This is a genomic window from Microbulbifer maximicatervae (SeqCode) (assembly GCF_052467325.1).
Genome location: NZ_CP174310.1, coordinates 3,929,320 through 3,952,367, shown reverse-complemented (window position 1 = coordinate 3,952,367; position 23,048 = coordinate 3,929,320). Strand labels below are relative to the sequence as shown.

Genomic DNA, 23,048 nt, shown 5'->3' with positions numbered 1-23,048 from the left:
TTAAATTATGTGCAAAACTGGCGATCTTTAGTGGTACCCACAACTTTGTGCGCCAATGGACGGCACAATAGAGATCAGCCATCCACAACCGCCCCAGGGCGAAGTGAATCCGATATGCTGAACCGAATTCGACAGTCCATCGTCTACCGCATCGGCACCCTGATGCTGCTCACTGTGCTGGTAGCACTGAGCTCTATGGTGGCGTCCTATATTATCTCCGATGCCGCCGAAAACGATGCCGCCGCCGTTAACCTGGCCGGCTCATTGCGGGCTATGAGCTACCGACTTGCGGCCACTGCACCCTCTGGGGATATCGAAGCCACAGCTGAGTTGGCAGACGAGGTGACCGCACGCCTGACCCGGGTACTCAGCATTTCCGACTTCACTGCCAGCGATAACCTGCCCGCAGCGCGCAATTACCGCAAGGTAATCGAAAGCTGGGAGGGAGAAATCCGCCCACTGCTGGAGTCCATTGCCGCCGGGCGCACTTCCATGGACTCCTTGCAATTGGCCAACCGCCTGGAGCCCTTTATCGGTGATGTGGATACATTGGTGTTCGATTATCAGACCATCGCCGAGGAAAAAATAAGCCTGCTGCGTTTGGTCCAGGTGGGCTCACTGTTTGCCATTGTGACCCTGGTTTATCTCTCTTTGTGCATTCTGCACCGCTCTGTGGAGCAGCCTCTCAAGCAGCTGACCAACCGCTCCCTGAGCATCGCCCAGGGAGACTTCAACCAAAACCGTCTGGAGATTAACAGCGAGGACGAGCTGGGGGTTTTAGCGCGCACCATCAATTATATGAGCGATGAAATTCACGCGACTCACCGGGATCTTGCCCATCGCGTGGAGTTGAAAACCTCACAGTTACAGAAGAGCCATGAGGCATTGGACTTCCAGTACCGCTTGGCTCGACGGATAAGCGAGGGGCCGCTCTCGGGAGCGGAATTGGGCCAGTGGCTTGGAGAGTTTGCCAATGTCGCCAGCCTGGACAACCTGGATCTGTGTCTGATGACCCCGGAGGGCGAAGCACCCTACGAGCATCTGGTACAGGGGCTCGGCAACACTCAGTGCACAGGTAGTGAATGCCACATCTGCGTAAACACCTGCGGCCCCTCTGATGAAGACCAACAGCGCGTGTACCGATTCCCGCTGGAAGTGGACAAACGCAATTACGGCGTACTCACCTGCACCCTGCCCCGAGGTGAAAGCCTTGATGAAGAACAGCAACAACGCTTGGCTACCTTTGCCGACAGTGTCACTGCGGCCATCGCTATTAATGAGCGGGAGGCACAGGAGCGCCGTGTTGCCCTACTGGACGAGCGCGCGATCATCGCTCGGGAGCTACACGATTCCCTGGCCCAATCCCTGTCCTATCTGAAAATTCAGGTTACCCGACTCAACCGCGCCAATCGCAGTGAGCAGGTGGACAAGTCCAAGGTAGAGGAGATTATTACCGAGCTGAAAGAGGGTCTGGATTCCTCTTACCGTCAGCTGCGCGAACTGCTCACCACCTTCCGCCTGCAAATAGGTCCCGGCGGCCTGCGCAGTATCCTGGAGCAATCTATCCTCGCTTACCGGGAGCAGCACCCGCAAATTAATGTGCTGCTGGATTACCATCTGGACGAGGTGCCCCTCACTCCCCACGAGGAAATTCACCTGTTACAACTGGTGCGCGAGGCCTCGCAAAACGCTGTGTACCACTCCCAGGGCGACATGGTGCAGATCAGCCTGACCCAGGCCGACAACCACTCCCTCAATGTACGTATCCTCGACAACGGCATCGGTATCAGCAACGCGCCGGAGAAACGCAATCACTTCGGTATGTCGATCATGCAAGAGCGCGCCAGCAACCTGAATGGCAATCTGAATATCCGCCGCCGCGACGAAGGGGGCACCGAAGTGCGTTTCAACTTTATTCCTCTCTACGCCCGCGAGCGGGAGTTGGTGTGGAAGGACGTGGGGTGATAACTCTCTACCTTTATGAAAGGTCACTTGGGGCGAGCACATAATTGCCGCCCCTATCATTCGAAATCCGTCAGTATCTTTATTACTAAAAAGGGAGAAAGAGAGAATACACCGCACTCGGAACCCTATGAGGCATGGATGCCGATTAGGAGGTTACAGGGATGTATTCACTGCGTGTCTCGAGTGCGGTGTATTCTTTCCTTCCACCCCAGTAGTAACTATCTTCAACGACCTTATTACCTATCCAAACGCTCTTCCATCCTGAAGCTCCTCCAACACCCAAGTAGCTATCGTCAAAAATACTGACTCTTAAATTGACCCCCGAGGGCCAATTGCGAGCCCATATGCTACAAGTACTTATCGCTAGCCTATCCCGTGATTCACACCGATGACATTGGTGAATATCAGCTTCCTTGATGGCCTGGCATCCAACCATTCCATCAAGCAATGACTATATCGATTTAATAGAGAGGAGAGGTTTATGAAACTGAGTTCATTGCCCAGAGCCACTTTCTTAATGTTGGCAGTATTTCTTCTGGCTTATTCTGCATTCACGGTTTCCGATAGCCATAACAAAAAAGAGAAAGATCCATCAGCTGCCAAGCATGGGGCTGGTGGTGAGAAAGCCTGGTCCAAAGCGGGCAATGACAAGATGTTCACCATCTTTAAATCTGACTTAACCACCGCTAATGAGAATATGCTCGGCAAGAAGGTGAATCCGCAAACCCCCAAAGATGCCGATGGCTTCTTTATTGGCGCCTACGACAAACAGTCACATATGCTGCACTTTATGGTGGGTTACAGCGATCTATCAAAGGGCGGGGTGGCAATGTCGCACTTCCATATGCAATGTGCAGGCGATGGCAAAGAGCCCCCTATTTGCAAGCCAGGTAAACCCAGTGGCCCAATTATTCAAACCATCTGCGGAATGCCCAATCACCCGGGTATGGTTCCCGACTGGCCCGAGACTAAAACTGACAAGGGCAAGCACGGCCTGGCAAAAAAATGTGCTGAAGGCACCAGTGGATATATTATGGGTAAATGGATGGTGGAGGAACCCTATCGCAAGGCGCTAATGGATGGGAAGGTCTTTGTTAACTTGCATACCCAGCTGGACCCCAAAGGCGAAGTTTCCGGCCTGTTAACAATGGATAAGTAGATTACAAATTTACTGCTGAGACAAGAAAAAGCTGGGCTTCGTTATATACAAGCCCAGCTTTTTTATATCTACCTAAAAATTGTTAATTAACAAAAATCAGAATTTTGCTGTAAGCATCAACCAGAGCTTATCGGTATCTTCACTGTAATCTTCTGCATTGTAAGCTGCGTATTTTACCAACGCTGAGAAATATTCATTAAACTCGTGACCGTAACTGATATTCCACTCAGTCCCGTAATCTGCTGAACCTTCATTGGCCTCAAAACTGTGGTAAGTAATTCCCAAATCTCCCCCGGCAAGCGCCAAGCTGGCACCGAGATATAAATCTTCAACACCATCCGCTGGAGTTTCAATGAACTTATCTGTGTAGCCCTGGAATTTGTGTAGTGTCGCCAGTGGTGTGCTAAAACCCACACCGTCGTCAGAACCCAGAACTTCATAACCCAATTTGCCTTTTACTGGCCCTAATGGCGCGGCAACTTCAGCAAGGTAATAGTCGGCTGCAAAATTACTGGGATTATTGCCGATATCCTCCTGGCGGGCATAACTCAGCTGAGTTTCAAACAGGCCAAAATCTCCCCGGTAAGCGGCACCGAAAGTACGGGATGAGAAGCTCTCAGCATTATCCAGGTCCAAGTTGTAGAAGAAGGCAGTTAACTTATGCGCTTCTACCAATGGATAGCTGGCATGAAACAGTTGAATATCCCCATCCAGGTCCGATAAGTCACTGTCTTCACCAAAAATACGGTTTACGTTGTAGATATAGCTGTAATCCAGCTGTAACTCCCCTTCCCCGCCAAATTGGTAGCGCAGGCCGTCATACGTCTGTTCATTCTGGCGCCAACCCACGCCACCGATAAAGCGCTGATCATCCAGGTTAATTCGCTGTCGACCAGCAATCACCATGGAGTTAAAACCACTGTACTTTAAATAGGCTTGATTAACCTCTGTGCCCTGGGGGTCGACAACCACGGGGTGCTCGGTATTGCCATTCACGGTGGAATTGTAATTGTCGTTGCCAATTTCACTAATATTATCCACCTCAAAAAACGCATCAAAACCTCGGTAACTGCCACTGGTCCAATTCAGGCGGGTTCTCAAGGTTGAGGCGATAGCAACATCGTCCATATTGTCCTGATCAACATTTTCTATCCGGTAGCGAAGATTTACCCCCGCCTGCCCTGAAGTCAGGGCATCAGTGAGTGTGGCGCTTTCATTCTCTGCTGCAATTCCCTGAGAGCCGGAAATGCCAAGGATGATGGCCGCGATTACGGTGGACAATTTCTGTTGTTTCATTCGCCGTTCCTTTGCAAAAATATTTTGGGTGGAAGGCAACTGCACAAATATGATCGAAACTATTACCGATCACAGCAGTTATCCCAGTGCGAGTGAATTATGCAGGCGTAGTACCTAGCGATTTATTGATGTATATCAGATTGATGCCTCGCTTTTAGAAAGATTTACCGGAGGTTTATGAATAAAAATTTCTTACGGGAAAAAATATTGATTAAGCGCAGTTGAAAATACAAAGCTAGCGGCTACTAACAAAAAACGAAATAGCTTTCATATTTACCAGAAAAATTAATGGGCTTAAAAACTTGTGAAAGTAATGCCAGCTGCTAAAAGTTATATTCAAATTCGCTCCAGCAATGAAAACAAAAGGGAAAGACAATCATGCCTGACTACACCACCTCTTTCTTAAGCCCTGTCACTCAGGAAGAAGCTTACCGGGCAGTTGCTGAAAAGATGTCCCAATGGTGGACGCCAACTAGCGGCCCTTTCCTGGCAGTGGGTGATACCGCCAAGACCGGATTTGGTGGCGAGTCCTACTGGGTGTTTCGCGCCAAAGCTTTGGTGCCGCAGAAGTTAATCGAACTTGAGTGTGTAGAGTCTTATATGGTTTCTGAGCAGGTTGATGATCCCCAAGAGTGGCAAGGCAGTACTCTTCGCTTTGAATTTGCTAGCGAACCCGGTGGTACCCGCCTCACCTTTACCCATATCGGTCTCTCGCCAGAGATGAAATGCTGGAAGATGTGCAAAAGCGGATGGGATTACTATTTGCCAGGAAGTCTTCAGGATTACCTCAAAGATGGGACTGGCAAACCAAATAGCTATTAGTGAGGTAAACGTGCCCCGCAAATGCGGGGAACAAAAGGTGTGAAAGCAGGGCTTTTAATCGCCTTCCGGTTTACCGCTGCATCTACAGAGAACACTAAAACTCTAACCTATTGTTTTTAAACAATTTTTCGACGGCTTTGGCAATATCTCAGGGCTGGGGCAACCCAGCCCCTTGTACCTAACATCGGGCTTTCTTTTCTCTTAGCAGTTCTCAACCACTACTCGCCACTGATCCTCTCCCACTTGGTTCAAATCGATGGTCACTCCTGTTATCTGACGCACAACTTCGATACTGGTCAAGAGGTGGAGGCTCGGCTTCAGGCTAGTGAAGCTTCCACCGGCCCCCAGCACCAATGGGAGTATTAGCTGGTCGGCCAGATGTTCGCCCACTGGCACGCCGGCGTGCATATAGCGCTGCATCTGCCGAATCGCGCGATCGGCAACGCGCTCAGCGCTAACACCCTGCTCCCCCATAGCCTCAAACACCTCAGTCACTTGCTGGGATTGCAGACGCAGGGAAAGTACATTGCCAGGCCCTTGGGACTTCACCTGCCTTTGATGCAGACGCTCCGATCGCCATTCGCACTTCTTACGTACCTGTGCCAACTCCCGCTGGGCCACATGAGCAGGAATATGGGCCGAGGTCGCCACAGCTTCAGCATCCAGAAGTTCACCCCGTTCTGTCAGCTCCAGTTTTGACCACTGCGATAGCGGCTGGATACGTGTGCGCCATGAACCACCCCCGGCAGGATAGAAACCGTAATCATCCAGAGCCACTTCCACACCAGCGCCCATGCGAGCCAACAGAGGTAAATATGCCTGGGCTATAAAATCAAAGCTGGGAGCCTTTTTATTATGAGTGCCGCCTTCAAGACACAGCTCACTGACACCATCGGACAATAACAGCGGTAGCAAGACGGTTTGAAACACCAAACTGGTACTACCGGCCGAGCCAATAGGGAAGTGGTATTTACCGGGACGTACTTTTCCCGGTGCAAAAGTTATTTCCGAAGCACCCAATTGTTCGCCGCTAACTTCGGCATGGCTAATCGCTTTAGCTGCTCGCAAGCAGGCTAGGTGCTGACGCAACAAACCGGTTTTTTTACGACCCGCTCGAATATTCTTAATTCGAACCGGTACCCCTAAACAAACAGACAAGGTGAGGGAAGTCCGCAAAATCTGTCCGCCGCCCTCCCCCTGGGCGCCGTCTATCTCAATCACTGTTTAATTCCTTAAAATTTACATCTTTTTTTGGTTAATGGCGCCTTTAAGCCGTAGGACGTAACTTCACCAACTCATTCATCACCCCATCGAGACCGCCATATACGGAAATTTTATCGATGCGGGTACTGACCCGTTCCAAAGCTTCCAGTTCTTTCAAGCGCAACAGTACCGGGTTGTTATCCATCAGCTTGGCGGTATTGTGCAGAGATCTCATTGCTTGGGTTTCTTCTCTGCGCTTAATCAGATTTGCCTCAGATTCCTTCTGCGCTTCTACAACCTGATTAAGGATCATCTTCATATCACCGGGCAAAATAATATCCTTGACTCCCACACTGGTAAGCTCGATACCATATTTCGCCAGCTTGTCGCGGATGCCGGTCGCAATCACAATATTCAACCTGTCCTTATCAGCCAGAAGGCTATCCAGGGTTTGAGTACCCACGGCCTCGCGCAAGTGCAGCTGCAATTCGCGATAAATAAAACCTGTACTATCGCTGAGCTTTAGCGCTACTTTTTTTGCATCGGCAATTTTGTAAGCGCCAGTCAAGTTGATACGCAGGCTGACCCGATCCTTGGTCAGAATTTCCTGGCCGCTAACTTCGATGGTTTTCAATCGCAAGTCCAGTACCTTGACCTCGATAGAGCGGTTGTATTTCCAGTAGCCATAACAGCCGGGCTGTAACACCTTTTCCAACTTACCGTTGACCATTAACAGGCCCACGTGCTCATCGGGAATCTCGTTGTAGCTTACCGCCTGAAGGGCGGTGCGCATTTGTCCAGCACGTACACCTCGCCCCAGTAAGCCCAGGACTTTTTTATCGATGGCGTATTCCTCAGAGATATCCACGATTTCCACCCGCACGGATTCACCGCCCTTCCACACAGCGCGAAAAGTACCCGGTGGCAAAATATCGACCAAGTGATTATCCCGGTAAAACAATCCCACCTGATGGTCTGACAATTCATAGGATTGCAGGTAGTCACCAAGGATCTCACCATAGGTGTTTAACAAAAATTTGGCTTTGATTTCACCGAATACCACATCGGTAATATCGTAAGTTTCTGCCCGTACATCACCGGACAATAGGGATATACGATGGCTGCCAGGTGGCAGCACCCCTTCAAAACGGTTGCGGCGAAATAGCAACACTCGCTCGCTATCCGCAACATCCACGTTCTTCCATATTTTGAACAGAGATATCATGGTTCTTATCTTTTATTCCATTTCCATACTGCGCTACCCCATTGGGCCGCAAGGGTGGGGCCCGTCCAGCGAAAGGTGGTAAACCGTTTGTGCCGAGCGGGGCCCAGCGGCAGAGGACTTACGATTTCCCCCACATGGCTCCCCCTGAGCCTGCAGCCAATATCCTTGGCCAGGAGACACAATCATAAATCTTGCCGCTGGATCGCACAGGGCAGACCCACGATTAACGACACAGTTGCCAGAATGCCTCCGCAGTAAATCGCTAAATCCTATTTACCGTATCGAGAGGCTATCGGACCCCAGGTAGATTTTTAATGGGGAGTCGAACCCCAGGCTCTCGCCTCTTTCCAGGTCGTTTGGATAACGATGGGACTTTGGCAGGAATCGAACCTGCTACCAATCGATAAGTTATCGACTGCTCTACCAAATGAGCTACAAAGTAGGCGTTTGAACTTCTATCCCGTGGGTACACCTGCCGCCATAGGCGGTGGTGCCGGGCCGGGATTCAGAACCGGCTCCGCTGACGGGCTAAAGGCCTCAAACTCGGTTGCGGCAACCCGGCGAATTCGCCCGGCGGCCTGCATACTTTAGCAATTGCCTTAGTTCGGCCGATCCCTGGCCTAAAACGCGTCAGCCTTTGACGCAAACCACTTGCTTGAGGGTGTAGACGATTTCCACCAGGTCTTTCTGTGCTGCCATAACCTTTTCTATAGGTTTGTAGGCCGATGGGGTTTCATCGATCACACCCTCGTCTTTTCGGCATTCCACATCGGCGGTGGCCGCGCGATGCTCTTCCAGGGAGACCAGCTTTTTGGCCTTGGTACGGGACATCACTCGCCCGGCCCCATGGCTACAGCTACAGAAGCTTTCTTCGTTACCCAGCCCCCGCACAATAAATGACTTGGCCCCCATACTACCGGGAATAATACCCATTTCACCGGCACGCGCTCTTACAGCGCCTTTCCGGGTCACCAACACATCTTTGCCATAATGATGCTCACGGGAAACGTAATTGTGGTGACAATTCACCGCTTCCATCCGTGCCTCAAAATCCATCCCCAGGGCCTGCTTCACCGCGCTAATAGTTCGCACCATCATTACTTCGCGATTGATACGGGCAAACTCCTGCGCCCACTCCACCGCCTGCACATAGTCATCAAAGTGCTCTGTACCTTCCGGGAAATAGGCCAGGTCACTGTCCGGTAAGTGGATATGCCAGCGCTCCATATCCCGCTTGGCTTTCTCAATAAAGTAAGTGCCTATTCGATTTCCTACTCCCCGAGAGCCACTATGCAACATCAACCACACGCTACCCTGTTCATCCAGGCACATCTCGATAAAGTGATTGCCTGTACCAAGTGTTCCCAAGTGATTGATATTATTAGTATTTTTTAATACCGGATGCCTCTCTTTGAGCAGTTCAAACTGGGCGGCTAGAGGCGCCCAACCGGCAAGTGCATCGTCCGGTGGATTCTCCCAGGCCCCCTTGTCCCGCCCTCTCCCCCGGTGCCGGCCAGTGCGGCCGTGGGGCACGGCGCGTTCGATGGCGCTGCGCACTCCAGCCAGGTTGTCCGGCAGTTGCCCCGCCGTCAGACTGGTGCGAACCGCCATCATGCCGCAACCAATATCCACCCCTACGGCAGCGGGAATTACTGCCCCCAGAGTTGGGACCACACTGCCAATGGTGGCGCCTTTGCCAAGATGTACATCGGGCATCGCCGCAACCCATTTATGGACGAATGGCATCTGCGAGATATTTTTGAGCTGCGCTTTGGCCTCATCTTCAAAAGGCACACCCAGGGTCCAGGACTTAATCGGTACCCCACCTGCCTGCATTACTTCATATGGCATTGGTTTCATCTTCCACTCCTTTTGAAACCGCGCTTGGTATTCATGTGTTTCATTTAGTTATTGATATAGCGAATTGGGTGCCAACTTTTGCAAACAGCTGAAAAATACTTGTAACTTATTGTTTTTTAACGATTTATTTTCTATCTCAGGGTTTTTTAGTAGATTTCTTGAGACAAGGGATTCATAAATATCTATCTTTTTTGATAGTTAAATCATATTTTAGATAGCATGAAGACAATCGCTATCAGTATTCTCGGTACCAGTAAGGACCGGCGCGGCAAAGGCGACAAGCGCTGGGATAAGTGGCGCCCAAACATTTCCATGTGCCAGCACGATGACCTATTGATCGATAGGCTGGAGCTCCTTTTCGACAACCACTCGAGAAGCCTGGCTGACCAGGTCACAGAAGATATTGCGCGGATCTCTCCAGAGACCGAAGTGGTCCACCACCGGGTGAACTTCAATGACCCTTGGGATTTCGAGAGCGTGTATAGCAATCTGCTGGATTTCGCCCGCGCCTATAACTTCAAGCCGGATGACGAGCAGTACCTGGTGCATATCACCACCGGTACCCATGTAGCCCAGATCTGCTTGTACCTGTTAACAGAAGCGGGGTATTTCCCCGGACGTCTACTGCAAACTTCCCCGGCGCGAAAGAACAGTAGCTTACCGGGCGAATACCAAATCATCGATTTGGACCTGTCCAAATACGACCAGATTGCCTCGCGCTTCCAGAGGGAACACCAGGAGGGCACCACCTATCTGAAGGGGGGAATCGAGACCAACAATCTCGCTTTTAACCAGATGATCGAGCAGCTGGAGCAGGTATCGATTCGCTCCGACGCCCCCATACTAATTACCGGTCCCACAGGGGCAGGTAAATCCCAGCTGGCCCAGCGTGTCTTTGAACTACGCAAGCAGCGGGGCAAGCTGGAGGGTGGCCTGGTAGCCGTTAACTGCGCCACCCTGCGCGGCGAAAATGCCATGTCCGCCCTGTTCGGCCATCGTAAAGGCGCCTATACCGGTGCCACCACCCACCGGCCAGGCTTGCTTATGGAAGCAGATAAGGGCCTGCTGTTTCTCGATGAAATCGGTGAGTTGGGATTGGATGAGCAGGCCATGTTATTGCGTGCGATTGAGCACAAACGCTTTATGCCTTTCGGCTCTGATAAGGAAGTAAGCAGTCACTTCCAGCTGATTGCCGGTACCAACCGGGATCTGGTACAGCTCTGCCAGGAAGGTAAATTTCGCGCGGACCTGCTCGCCCGTATCGATCTGTGGACCTACCGACTGCCCTCTCTACGAGAGCGTATTGAAGACCTGGAACCCAATATAGATTTTGAGCTGGAGGCTTTCTCCAGGAAATCCGGGCATCTTGTCAGCTTTAATAGAGCAGCACGGGAAAAGTACCTGAGTTTTGGGCGCTCCCGCGAGGCCAGCTGGTCTGCGAACTTTCGCGATCTTAATGCCAGTATCCTGCGTATGGGTACCCTCGCCAATGGTGGGCGTATCACAACTCAGGTAGTGGAAGAGGAAATCCATAGGCTGCGAATTAAATGGCAAAATCCACTAACAGATTCATCGCTACCTCTTGCCCACATTGAAGCACTGTTGGGCCCTGATCAGATAGAACAGATGGATTACTACGAGCAAATCAAACTTGCTGGGCTAATTCAAGTTTGTGAAGAATCCAACTCGATGGCCGAGGCCGGACGCAAATTATTTCAAGTGAGCCGCACCTCAAAAAAATCCAACAACGACTCACACCGGGTACGCCAACTTTTAGATAAATACGGTCTTAAATTCGACCAGCTGAATAAAACATAGAGGCCACTTAGCATCATTTTTTGTTAGTCTGATTCCAAAAGCCGGACGCTGGATCATGGAATGAGATACACCTATTTAACGCCTTTTATTTTCTTACTCAGCGCCTGTGAACCAACCCAGTTCGCAGGTGGTACCGCCTTGCCAGATGGCTCTGTTTACAAAGGCGAGATGCTTAACGGTCTGTTTCATGGGCAGGGTCAGCTCGAATGGCCCAATGGCAGCCATTATCGTGGCGACTTTCGAGAAGGTCGCATGACAGGTGAAGGTGAGTTAACTGGAAGTGATGGCTGTAGCTATGAAGGGGAATTCCTCAATGGAGAGCCCCACGGCAAAGGTCGCTATAGTTGCGATGAAACTGAGTGGGCGGGAGAATTCCATGAAGGGGAGCTGCAAAGCGGTACTTTAAATTGGGATGAAGGTGGGAGTTATCATGGTGAGTTTTTAAACTTTGATCCCCATGGCGAAGGCAAACTCACTGAGGAAGATGGCAGTCTTTATCAGGGCGCCTTTGAATACGGATACTTAATACAGGGCAGCTACTCAGATAGCGATGGCTATCGCTATACCGGCAACTTCGAGTACGGCTCCTATTCCGGCGAAGGTGAACTCACACAGCCCGACGGTACGATTATCCGTGCCACTTTCCGCTATGGAGAAGCAGAAGGTGAAGGTGTGCGAATTAGTGCCGATGCTAAGGGTAACACAACAGAAGAGCCTGGTTATTTCTCCGATGGCACTTATTATCCCAGCGAAGACGCCTGGCGCGCACAGACGGATATTCCCGGTGCCCAGGCAGAAACCCGTCTCTATAGCGAAAGTGAGCGCTTACATGACGCTATAAAAGCCCTCCCCTCGCAGAGGCCCGGCGTGCGCGATATTTATACCCTACTTATAGGTGGTGATGGCACCTCTCCAGTATTTGCCAGGGAGCTGGACTGGGTGGCAGAGCGCCTCGACGAAGCCTTTAGCATTGACCAACGTATGCTGCGCCTCAGTAACGGCGGCGGATACAGTTTCCCCCTAGCTACCCGCACCAGTATCCAGGAAAGCCTTAATGCAATTGATCAGTTAATGGACCCCAAAGAAGATTTACTTCTTATACACCTGGTCAGCCATGGTGCTCGAAATGGAGATTTCAAAATTGCCGAGGGGGAGATTCCCCTAAATGATTTCTCACTGAAAGATGGGCAACGATTGCTGAACAATATTAACGCCCAGTACCAGTGGATCGTTGTTTCAGCCTGCTTTTCCGGTCAATGGGTAGAAGCCCTACATAGCCCCAATCGGGTCATCTTTACTTCGGCCGCTGCGGATCGCAGCTCCTTTGGATGTAGCGATGATTCCGAGCGCACCTGGTTTAGTTCCGCGCTTTACGGTGAAGCCCTCAATCAGGGAGTGAATAATCCTGGGGCATGGTTTGAAGCCGCCAAGTTAAAAGTAACCGAGATGGAACAGGAACAGGGGATTAAAAGAAGCCGCCACTCCCTGCCCCAATATTCAGTGGGAGAGAATTTCCTAATGTGGTGGCATGGAAAAAAATCGATTTATTAATTTTGGAATTCCGGTACAAACCGACTAAAAATTATTTTTGGTACTAATCACTATCTACCATAATACCAAGCGAAAGGAGATACCTTCTTGGAGTTCGCTAGCCTCTCTATAGAGTTATTGTTTATTTTGTTTTTCGTCGCCGTTATTGCGGGCCTACTTGATACACTAGCAGGTGGGGGCGGCCTGATAACTGTACCGGCCCTTATTCTTAGTGGCGTCCCACCACTAGCTGCCTTGGGCACCAATAAACTACAAGGCAGTATTGGTACTGCAACTGCTACCTACATGATGCTTAAAAACAACAAGATCAGTTGGGATGGAATTAAAAGTCTAATGCTATTTGCCTTTATTGGCGCAGCCATGGGCACAATAGCGGTACAGTTCATCAATACTGATGTTTTGTCATTTATTATCCCTGCTGTTCTTCTATTTATCGCTATTTATTTTATAGTTTCGCCATCCCTTACTCATAGTAGTACTAAACCCAAGGTCTCAAGAAAGAAATACCAATATGGCGTAATCCCATTTATTGGTTACTATGATGGTATGTTTGGCCCCGGAACTGGATCATTTTTTGCTTTATCAGGCGTTGCCTGTAGGGGACAGGATTTACTAACCTCCACGGCCAATGCAAAACCTCTCAATTTTTCCACTAATATCGCATCTTTAATCGTATTCTTATTTGCCGGTCAAATTTTATGGGTTGCGGGAATCTTAATGATGATTGGACAAGTTATAGGTGCCTGGCTGGGATCTCATTTTCTATTTAAAATTAATCCTGGTTATTTACGGGGATTGGTAGTTCTTATGTGTGGTGGAATGTTAATAAAATATATCCACTCTATGGGATGGATAGATTATATTTTCTGAAGGGTATGGGGTGGCTGGAATTCAGAAAAACCAGACTAAACATTAAGACTTTGGATTATTTTATGGAGCATCTAAAAAGATCTTTAATGAACTTCTTTTTTAAGCTCCATCAACTCCTTCTTGATCTCGGCAATTTGATTCGATAGCTTGCTCTCAAAATCCTCATTGATTATCGACATATACTGCTCAAACCGGCTCTGTTTTATTAGATATTCTAATCTTTCTAGCAATTCATCATTGGAAACTCTTCTCTTGGCTCGTTTCCTGGTAAATTTTATCAGTGGCTTTACCCAGTCAGGCAGTCGATAATAAGTATTTTGAAAACCTCTGCTCATGGAGTATCTAAAACCATTTTGCTGCATATAACTAGCTAGTTTTAATGGTAGCAACCTATAAAATAGACTGAAATATTTATCCATCTTATTGCAGCCAGAATGCCACTCTCTCACCAAAATTTTCTTATCTCTTTCCAACTCCAGACACGCTAAAGCTTCATTAAATTCTTTTTCTGTATATCTTTCGATTAATTTTGACTTAACTAATAGAGAATTTACTTTTTTATCACCATAAATCGGACGCAACTCTAATAAATATAACAACCAACATCCCAAAAGATAATTTTTATAATCCGTATCACTATTATTTTTTATTAAGCAATCAAATACAAAGTGGTATTGATTCGCCAATTGCTGAACCATTAGATCACTTTCTATTTCATCCTCATTGAATAAACTATACGAACCAATTTCTGGTAAAACTAATACTGATTTAGCCTTGACAGTTGCTATCCAATGTAGGGAATGACTATTAACGCAGGAACCCAAAGCAAATTCGGATATTTTATTTCCGCGGACAAAGTCCCTTCGATAAAACCTCCTAACATTTATAGAATTTATTTTTAAAACAAACTTGGATTCATCATCAATAGATTCAGTAAATTTTTGTAGGGGTTTATTATGACTAAAAAATACTACATCTGGGTTCTCACTATTGACTACATTCTGTAAGTTAGGGATCAATGTAGGATACAAGCAATCTCCCTCATCGACAAACCCAACATATTCTCCAAAAGTATTTTTTACGCCAAATTCAAAAATCAACTGGTCATTTATCTGTGAAGTACTTGGAAAATGAATACTTCGAATTCTGGGCATTGAACCTGTAAAGTTATTAACCCGACTGCACTCATCATTTTCGAAAAAATGCAGAACAAGAATCTCTATGTTCTTGCATTGCTGTCGAATAATACTCTGCAGACAGGTATTGAGATAAACACCGCTGGACTTTGAAATAACGACGATCGAAATCATGCGCATACCACTGAAGTTCGGTAATCTAATACAGAATTAGCAGTATCTGGATCTTTGTCAAAGAGCATTCTCAAATCCACATTACTCAATGATAGAAAAGATCTTGCAAACTGAGCTTGAAAGCTCCCCCTATACTCTTCGTCAAGATTACGCCAACACCAGTTAAACAATGCTAACTTGCTTTTGACATACAAGTGATAAAATCTATCTCTAAGATTAATATTATTTTTAAAGAACTCTTCAATTTCATCGAAAACCTGTAATACAGATATACGCCGTGCATCTGAAATATTTGACAGCCTATTTCCTGTGGAATCTACATTATGAATACAAAAAGGGGATTCAAATAATACAATATCTTTAGCATTTGTGAGCAAATTCCAATGTGCTAATACATCATTATGTACAGGCGTTTGTGAAAATCTAAGGGAAACCCTTTTTGCAAAACTGGTTTTAATCAATCTATTCCAAGGGAAGGGTGTTAAACATAGAATGCTATCAAAATCAAAAGTGGAGAAAGTCCTGTTACCAAAGGCTCTAAGCGCTCTGTAGAAAATGGAATTGTCATCACCTGCCATACCGAGATTAATAGTATTTTCTGGGAATCTACACTGGTAGGCCATCAACAAAACATCAGTGTTCATTTTTGTAGCAATTGAAACAGCTCTATCCAACATATTTGGGAGGATTAGATCATCGGCATCAAAAAATAAAGTCAGCGGTTCAGCTATTTGATCGAGAGCGCTATTCCTACAATAGCCTGCCCCATTGTTACCATCGTTTAAAATAATTTTATATGGGATTCTATTTTTCTGAAGAAAATCAGCGGCCAACCCAGCCGTGGTATCTGAGGAATTATCGTCAGATAAGTAAATTTTTACATCAGTCGTATTATTATGAACAATAGAGTTCAACGTATTAACAATATTATTTTCTTCATTGTATGTTGGTATCACCACCCCAACTTTACTGTTAGGCATACAAATTCTCTTTATAATTCTCTCAATTATCCCAAAGCAGCAGAATTAAATGTAAACACAATAAGTAAATTAATTTGAATATAATCAAGTCTGATAAAGGCTGTACCACTTAAAGTAGACAGCTATACACCTTTTTTCAAACTTATTAATCGATAATTTGCTTAAGCTAGATGCTTTCGGGAAGGCTAGGGTATGTAACAAGAGAATTAGACGCCTACCCAAGGCGCCTAGATTTTCCAGAACCAACTCTTAGAGTTTTGATTAGGTGCTATATGGCAAGAATAATATCTTCAATCGGTTTATCAAATTTTATTAAATCTTTATTTTTCTCATCTTTATATAGCTTGATATAAGCTTTAAACATAGCTGAAGGTGATTCCTGCAAAAGTGAAACCAGATAATCCCTACCCTTTAACTCTTCGATTCTATTACCGATATAGAAACCTACAAAATACAACGGACTATCCCATACTGCAGAAAAACCCAAATGATAGATTTTGTCAAAGTCTAAACTTGAGTCAATGCATGCACGAAAAAGCATTATTTCAAATAAAACAAAGTTACTATCTATTCGCTGCAAATTTCTTTTAAATTTTTTCTTAAACCATTCTGTGTACTCTTTTCCGTCTGTAACATTTAATGGAGAACCCACAATAGAGGCTATACCCTCCAGACGGGTTTGATTTAAGATTTTCTCACAATTAGAGTCTGGATTTTCTCCCTTTCCATAAAAATTGGACTGAACAACATGATATAACTCATGTGTTGAAAGTGTCAGTAAACCTTCATAATCTCCTTTAAAATACTGCAGCGCAATATAAAAGTTATCATCTTTGGCCCAACCGTCAGAAGTTCCCCCGACTACCATAAAAATATTGGTATCAAAGGAAATATCTTTAGGAGAATAATCACCAATCCCCCTCTTTACACTGTTTAAGTATTGCTGAGGATTGCTCTTTATTATCTTGAGTATATCTTCAACTTCGGACAATCGTTCATTTAACTGTTGAAATCTAAAGGGATCATTTTTAACTGGATTACCTTCAACAACGTCGATCAAACTAGACCGAAATGACTCAGTATTGGCTTTACTGTCAAATCTTGAGGTTTGATGGATCGTTGCTTGTATACCCTGCAAACTCACCAGCTTATCTAATTGATCATCAGATACTTTGTCTCCAGATAAAATATCAACTAATCTATCAGCACTCTCAAAATCAATTGTTATATTATCCGTTACTTTCCCTGAGGAAAAAGCCGTAAGACTTATCAGCGACAAGCCTAAAAAAATCACGCACTTAAAGATATTCATTTTACCTCTCGTAAAAATGTAAAAGAAAAGAATAACCAGGTATTTAATCTAAAAAGAATGCTTATTGTGTGATTATTAGACCTTTATTGCCTACACAACCTCCACTCCGAATATGAGACAAAAACAATGCACTTTATGCCAACAAAGCGACTTGTGTTTTCAGCTGTCTCTAAGAAAGTTTTGCTTACGACAGAGGAAATCTTAAAAAGATTAAATCCCACCCACAGGTTGTGAATGGGATTCAGGGTAGGCTTAGGCAGACTTCTGTTCTTCAATAAAGCGCTGCATCTGCTCTTCCAGCATCGAAAGAGGCAAAGCACCATTACTTAACAGTGCATCGTGAAACGATCGCAAATCAAACTTATCGCCAAGCTCCTTTTCCGCAAGAGCTCGCAGCTGGCGAATTTTGATTTCCCCCATCTTGTAAGATAGCGCCTGCCCCGGCCAGGATATGTAGCGATCTACTTCTGCGCGTACATTTGCTGGGGACAGCGAGGTGTTATTAGATAAGAAGTTCAGTGCCTGCTGCCGTGTCCAGCCCTGAGAGTGAATACCGGTATCGATCACCAAGCGAGCGGCACGCCACATTTCATAGCTGAGTCGCCCAAAGTGCTCGTAAGGAGTGGTGTACAGCCCCATCTCTTTACCCAGTCGCTCTGAATAAAGTGCCCAGCCCTCTCCATAAGCGCTAAGGTAAAGGTTGCGACGAAAGTCCGGTACATTCTCAAGCTCTTGCGAGAGAGCATTCTGTAAGTGGTGGCCAGGTACAGCTTCATGCAGGCTGAGAGCTGGTAGCTCATACAGGGGTCGCTGGTCCAACCCATGAGTATTCAGCCAATAGGCACCGCCACGGGTGCCGCCAACGGCGGCTGGGTTATAAGAAGCTGTGGTGTAGTTGGGTGCTATTTCACTAGGCACCGGTACCACGCCATAGGGCGTACGTGGTAACAGGTTAAAGAACTCCGGCAGTACGTAGTCAATACGTTTGGCAATATAGGCCGTTTCCTTGAGCAGCTGTTCCGGTGTTTTGGCATAGAACTGCGGATCTGTACGCAGGAATTGAGTAAACTCAGAAAAACTTCCTTTAAAGCCTGACTCCTTAATCAGAGCTTTCATTTCCGCGCGGATTCTCTTCACCTCAGCAAGTCCTGTGCGATGGATCTCTGCGGGGTCCAGATCCAGAGTCACGTAGTAGCGGATGTTGTGACGATAGTAGTCACTGCCACCGGGCATCTGCTCAGCACCCAGGGTCTTACTGGCAGCCTTCAGGTAGTCACGCTCAAGGAAATCCGCCACCCGTCCAAATGCGGGGATCGCCACTTGCTCAATCGCGGTAAGGCCCTGCGCACGCAAGCGCTTTTGTTCATCGGGAGCTATGGTTTGCGGCATTTCAGCAAAAGGTTTGTACAAACTGCTCTTGCTGGGATCTTTGTATACCTGGGCGCGTACAGTTGGTGCTATACCTTCAACAACGATTTTGGGCAGCACAAAGCCTGTGCGAATTCCCTCGCGCATGTTGGCAATATTCTCATCGAAATAGCGACCAAACTCACCAATACGGGCGATATAGGCTTCGTAGTCAGCGACATCCCTCATCCCCAAACCACTATTTGCCTCCAGTGCACTAGCGTAGAAGCTCGAGAAGGTGTTCAGGGGAATTCGATCAAGGAACAGCTCTTTTTCTTCAACGGAGCTGGCCAAGACCCAAGAGAGCAGTTCACTGTTCACTCGATCTGAGGCACTCAGCTTACTTTGGTCAATCGCTTCCAGACGCCCTATAAAAGCCTGCTCTGCCTCAATACGACGCTGGCGGTCCTCGGCAGTAACGCCTGGCAGCTTGTGGTTATAAGCGGAAACCCCAACCCGGCCCGCAGTAATCGGGTTCTCTCTAAGGGTGAACTGCCAGTGATCGGCAATAACACTCTGAAGCTCTTCGGTAGCAGTTGCAGCCCAGGCTGAGGGCACCATTAAACTGGCGGTAATCATCGCTCCCGCCAGTGACTTCAGATAATCAGTAAAGGATCTCTTGGATTTCACCCTGGGCTCCATAGTGTTGTTAGTAGCTTTAGAGAACAACAGAGCTTGCTCAATTAATTCACCTAATGACCATAGGGAAGCAAGCTTGTTTCAGCACTATACATGAAGGGAGCTAAAGGGGCTCGGTGGGATAAACATGCCACTACGGCAAAGGCGGGGAAGTATCCCTCCCTCCGCCAAGTGGTCAGCCTATTGACAGTTAAGCAGCATGGGAATAACAGAACACATCGTATTTTTCACTCAGTCCGAGGGAGTACATCGATTTACTCCAAAATGAGTTGATAAACCAGTTGCGGAATTCGTCCGTGGTTGGGAACCAAAATTCACCAAAATTTGGATCGAAAAACGCTACATCCTCTGCAACCCAGGCCGCCATAGCATGACCTCCCATTTTTCCTTCAATGCCGATCTTCTTATAGGTACCCACACCTTTAGGCGGCTTTCTCAGAATTTCATTAACCAGATTGGCCGGATTCTGCCGTGTCGTTTTTCCTCTCCCATAAAAGTCGCCATGAAAAGCCTGGATTCGATCCGGGGCATTTGCTCCACGATTCACGACGCTGTCATTTGTGTGTACTCTTAGAATATTATTGGATCGGAGCCATGACTCAGAGACCCTATCCTGATTAACGGCATTTCCACCAATCTGGTGCAAAGTCATTACGTGAAAAAGATGCTGTTCACTCAGTGTGCCATTGGGGAAAAGCCAATTCCAAAGGCTGCCTTCCTTTGCGTGATGCTTTATCCAGTGTACAGAAAGAGATTCACAAATTCCGGCAGAGGTATCTTTATGTATAGTGATCAGTCCCTTCACCGGATTTAAACACTGACTGAAATTGTACAGGAGCGTGCCACCATACTGTTGCACCGATCTCTGAACAGGAGCAACTCTTGTTCCAGTAATTGAAAGTACTGTTTTATCAAACCAAATTGGCATACCCACACCTCTGTATTTGCAAAAATATAAGCACTCTGTCTAGTGCATTACTGTGTCTGCGTAAGATTGAAACAAAAAAAAATTAGGGTAGGTAGGTGTCTATTTTTTTTTAAAATCGACTCTGGAACTTTTTTATTTTCGCTATAAACGCCAACTTAAAATCGGCTCTGGCACGGATATAAATTTGACTCTGGCACTATTTTTAATAGCTAGGAACATCATTGCTATTCATCAAAAATTTTCCCCTGTATCAGACTAAAACTCACAAACTAGTCAACTTGCACATATTCTATAAATCGACTCTGACACTATTTTTAATTAAAAAAAATCGAATTATGACTGAGTTCCTTTCTGCTTTACGCCGTATTTATCTATAGATGACAGGCTATGCCTGCAGTTTCAGGTAAGTAACCACCAACTCGATATGGTTGTCTTCAAGGTGAATGTATAGTCAGATGGGCTTAGGGAGCCTCTGAATAATTCCATGGTTCCTATGTCCTCAGAGCAGTTCGCAATCGAGGCGCGGCTTTGTGCAATGTCCAAGCCTTTCCGAAAATCACATCACTAAGTGTAATTCGCTCTGAAAACCGGACAAGATGGGGCTTGATGGCCACGGCTACTGCGTTGCGGCTTTTGCAAAGAACTGAGGCCATTAGTGCGAGCTGTACCTGACATTTTTAGCCTTCAAGACCCGCTGAGATATTACGAAATTGGTCGGAGGCTCCATAAATAAAGGTAACGGCTAGCAAAAGAAGGCAGCCGAGAATCCGGCTGCCAAGTGCCCATGGGGGGAGGGCTAAGAGGGTAGCATTGGTAGCGTTCTACTATTCCACCAGTACTACAAATTAAAACAATACCTAACCTACGCCCGACAAATATAAGAACCAACTTTATAGCCGCAGATTCAGCCATAGATAACTATTGGTCCAAAATAATAACTGATAAGGGATATTATTGATCTGGCTTATATTTTAATTTATTAAAACCCAATTTTTTCTTTTCTTCCTACACCAAGACCTCTATATGGTTGGGGAAGCCTGAAATTAACAGGATGGTATTCCAAATGTACAGGTTGAGCATTTTGGGAAATCTGTATAAATTTCTTAGCTTGACGTGCTTTCTTACTCTCAATATCCTCAAGCGCTATTTTATACTGCTCAGAATCTTTCGGTATTCTTCTCAACCTCAATATTTTAAGTGCTGGATCTTCTGGCGGCTGAAGACCTCCCTGATCTATGCCACCAAATTCAATGTCTTTTGATTTGATAGGTGTAAAATAGCTAAATTCCACTCCATTCTTCACAATCATTGCCAGCACTTTCATGTCGGGACTCATCGCATATTTTACTTTATGCTGTCTAAGGAGATTGAGAGCTCTCTTGTTAGGTGCGTTGGGCAGTTTGAGCCTTCTATAAACCTCTTTCAGTCCTTCTTCACCATCTTCCCAGCCAAATACAGCCATTTCAGGTGAAGTATATTTAGTTTGCTGGCCGGCATAACTCTGATTACCCGGCCCGGCCCACGAAAGAAGGCCAGCGGAATTAGATGCTGTATGCTCTTGAAGTAAACCTGGATCTAAGGCAAAGCTACGCATCATGGCTACGCCTCTGTAATAGAGCCACGTTTCATTCATATTTGGACATTTGCAGCCCATTACGCCGTTGACCTTATTCTGACACTTAAGAAATCCACTGAAGCCGCCCTTATGGGCATTCAAGCCTAATTTAGGAACCAATCCTCCGGCACTGAGAATGTCAGCTTTTGAGCGGGTTAGCTCGCCTCTTCTACCTGTTAATATCGGCATACTTTCTCTCCATAACTTCTATCAGGTTTTTCAAAAAAACTATTAAAGCTTTAGCTAAACTCTATCAGCCTATCTCACATCAAAACCGAGAAAATTTAGCATTCACGAAAACCCATAAAAACTAAAAAAACAACGAGCTATGTTCCACTGACGTAAAGCCTGAGAAGAATAGTTTTACCAATCCAAACTGGTATTTTTATTTCCTGGATTTTTTTAGTAGTAATAGGCATTCAAAAATCCTTTTAAACAAACATCACAGAATTTTTTGGAAGTCCTAGATTGGATCATGCCTGGTATTGAAACAGAAAAATTTTGGCGCAAAAAGTCAAACCCAGGACTTTTTAAATCCACTCTGGCACCATTTTTTTAAGCCATATAAGTTTTAAGCCTGGAAGGGAACTCGAGGAGCTGTTAGGCGAATTTAATTGATTATTGTATTGTTTTTTAATCAGTATCTTGTAAGTGGAGAAAATTTGTAGAAAGACTTGTTACACCTTGACTACAAAATGAGATTCTAGTCGCGCAATAAAAATAGGATAATTACTATTTACGCTAACTGTATATACAAAACCATTCAGTTCTCTAATTGCTTAAAAACTGTCAGCATAAAAGCTGACTTTAGCCTACACGATGATCACAGTGCGCTACGGGAAGCTATCGCGAATCCGTCAATCGAACCCGGTGATGAAGCCTGTGTAATAACCTTGCCTTAGGGGCAGCCCCGGCTAAGTATCTGCTTTGACCTGCGCTTTCCCGAACTCTACCGACGTTGGCAATAATCAGCGCGGAGGTTTCTGTGGTGCCTTCGGCGTTAACTCACGCCACCGGAAAGGCATAATGGATAAATTTATTGGGGGCACGCACCATCGAGAATGGCTGTTTATGATTGCGGCCAACCA

At 46.4% G+C, this 23,048-nt stretch carries 16 protein-coding genes and 1 tRNA gene; 6 read left to right on the top strand and 11 right to left on the bottom strand.

Translation table 11 applies throughout. From position 1 onward, the window contains the following. Positions 1 to 114: 114 nt before the first annotated feature. Together ACJJIE_RS17680 and ACJJIE_RS17675 are read left to right on the top strand one after the other, a co-directional pair. The gene (locus tag ACJJIE_RS17680; protein WP_444892520.1) at positions 115 to 1,965 is read left to right on the top strand and encodes a histidine kinase; all 1,851 of its coding nucleotides are present in this window, start codon (positions 115 to 117) and stop codon (positions 1,963 to 1,965) included. A gap of 481 nt (positions 1,966 to 2,446) precedes the next feature. Next, positions 2,447 to 3,124, top strand: coding sequence for a CHRD domain-containing protein (locus tag ACJJIE_RS17675; RefSeq protein WP_444892519.1), 678 nt, complete (start codon positions 2,447 to 2,449; stop codon positions 3,122 to 3,124). Between the two features lie 96 nt (positions 3,125 to 3,220). Here the strand turns inward: ACJJIE_RS17675 and ACJJIE_RS17670 are convergent, their stop codons facing one another. Then, the gene (locus ACJJIE_RS17670) at positions 3,221 to 4,420 is read right to left on the bottom strand and encodes an alginate export family protein (protein ID WP_444892518.1); all 1,200 of its coding nucleotides are present in this window, start codon (positions 4,418 to 4,420) and stop codon (positions 3,221 to 3,223) included. A gap of 378 nt (positions 4,421 to 4,798) precedes the next feature. Between ACJJIE_RS17670 and ACJJIE_RS17665 the strand changes: the two genes are divergently transcribed. Beyond that, positions 4,799 to 5,242: an SRPBCC family protein gene (locus ACJJIE_RS17665; RefSeq protein WP_444892517.1), complete on the top strand. Its 444-nt coding sequence runs from the start codon at positions 4,799 to 4,801 to the stop codon at positions 5,240 to 5,242. A 201-nt stretch (positions 5,243 to 5,443) separates the two neighbouring features. Here the strand turns inward: ACJJIE_RS17665 and rtcA are convergent, their stop codons facing one another. From rtcA to ACJJIE_RS17645, 4 genes are all read right to left on the bottom strand, one after another. Continuing rightward, positions 5,444 to 6,463, bottom strand: coding sequence for an RNA 3'-terminal phosphate cyclase (rtcA, locus tag ACJJIE_RS17660; protein ID WP_444892516.1), 1,020 nt, complete (start codon positions 6,461 to 6,463; stop codon positions 5,444 to 5,446). Between the two features lie 46 nt (positions 6,464 to 6,509). Further along, entirely contained in the window at positions 6,510 to 7,670 is a 1,161-nt protein-coding gene (locus ACJJIE_RS17655) for a slipin family protein (protein WP_444892515.1), read from the bottom strand. Between the two features lie 369 nt (positions 7,671 to 8,039). Continuing rightward, positions 8,040 to 8,111: transfer RNA gene (locus ACJJIE_RS17650), tRNA-Ser, on the bottom strand. A gap of 189 nt (positions 8,112 to 8,300) precedes the next feature. Then, complete coding sequence (locus ACJJIE_RS17645; protein WP_444892514.1) at positions 8,301 to 9,530, bottom strand: RtcB family protein; 1,230 nt, start codon at positions 9,528 to 9,530, stop codon at positions 8,301 to 8,303. A 219-nt stretch (positions 9,531 to 9,749) separates the two neighbouring features. Here ACJJIE_RS17645 and rtcR point away from each other — a divergent pair, with 219 nt between their 5' ends. The 3 genes from rtcR to ACJJIE_RS17630 all read left to right on the top strand — a co-directional run bounded on the left by rtcR (position 9,750) and on the right by ACJJIE_RS17630 (position 13,769). Continuing rightward, on the top strand, positions 9,750 to 11,348 hold the full coding sequence (gene rtcR / locus ACJJIE_RS17640) for an RNA repair transcriptional activator RtcR (protein ID WP_444892513.1): 1,599 nt from the start codon (positions 9,750 to 9,752) through the stop codon (positions 11,346 to 11,348). A gap of 60 nt (positions 11,349 to 11,408) precedes the next feature. Further along, the gene (locus tag ACJJIE_RS17635) at positions 11,409 to 12,899 is read left to right on the top strand and encodes a C13 family peptidase (protein ID WP_444892512.1); all 1,491 of its coding nucleotides are present in this window, start codon (positions 11,409 to 11,411) and stop codon (positions 12,897 to 12,899) included. An 87-nt stretch (positions 12,900 to 12,986) separates the two neighbouring features. Continuing rightward, on the top strand, positions 12,987 to 13,769 hold the full coding sequence (locus ACJJIE_RS17630; RefSeq protein WP_444892511.1) for a TSUP family transporter: 783 nt from the start codon (positions 12,987 to 12,989) through the stop codon (positions 13,767 to 13,769). A gap of 83 nt (positions 13,770 to 13,852) precedes the next feature. Here the strand turns inward: ACJJIE_RS17630 and ACJJIE_RS17625 are convergent, their stop codons facing one another. From ACJJIE_RS17625 to ACJJIE_RS17600, 6 genes are all read right to left on the bottom strand, one after another. Then, positions 13,853 to 15,079 carry a glycosyltransferase family 2 protein gene (locus ACJJIE_RS17625; protein ID WP_444892510.1) on the bottom strand — a complete coding sequence of 409 codons (1,227 nt, stop codon included), beginning with the start codon at positions 15,077 to 15,079 and terminating at the stop codon, positions 13,853 to 13,855. Continuing rightward, positions 15,076 to 16,059, bottom strand: a complete 984-nt coding sequence (locus tag ACJJIE_RS17620; protein WP_444892509.1) for a glycosyltransferase family 2 protein — start codon at positions 16,057 to 16,059, stop codon at positions 15,076 to 15,078. Before ACJJIE_RS17620 ends, ACJJIE_RS17625 begins: the two co-directional genes overlap by 4 nt. A 268-nt stretch (positions 16,060 to 16,327) precedes the next feature. Beyond that, entirely contained in the window at positions 16,328 to 17,371 is a 1,044-nt protein-coding gene (locus ACJJIE_RS17615) for a DUF5700 domain-containing putative Zn-dependent protease (RefSeq protein WP_444892508.1), read from the bottom strand. A gap of 252 nt (positions 17,372 to 17,623) precedes the next feature. Further along, complete coding sequence (locus ACJJIE_RS17610) at positions 17,624 to 19,408, bottom strand: DUF885 domain-containing protein (RefSeq protein ID WP_444892507.1); 1,785 nt, start codon at positions 19,406 to 19,408, stop codon at positions 17,624 to 17,626. Positions 19,409 to 19,607: 199 nt separating this feature from the next. Beyond that, positions 19,608 to 20,345 (bottom strand): YopT-type cysteine protease domain-containing protein, encoded by a 738-nt coding sequence (locus ACJJIE_RS17605; RefSeq protein WP_282930441.1) that lies wholly within the window; start codon positions 20,343 to 20,345, stop codon positions 19,608 to 19,610. 979 nt (positions 20,346 to 21,324) lie between these two features. Beyond that, positions 21,325 to 22,149 carry a hypothetical protein gene (locus tag ACJJIE_RS17600; RefSeq protein ID WP_444892506.1) on the bottom strand — a complete coding sequence of 275 codons (825 nt, stop codon included), beginning with the start codon at positions 22,147 to 22,149 and terminating at the stop codon, positions 21,325 to 21,327. Positions 22,150 to 23,048: the final 899 nt, after the last annotated feature.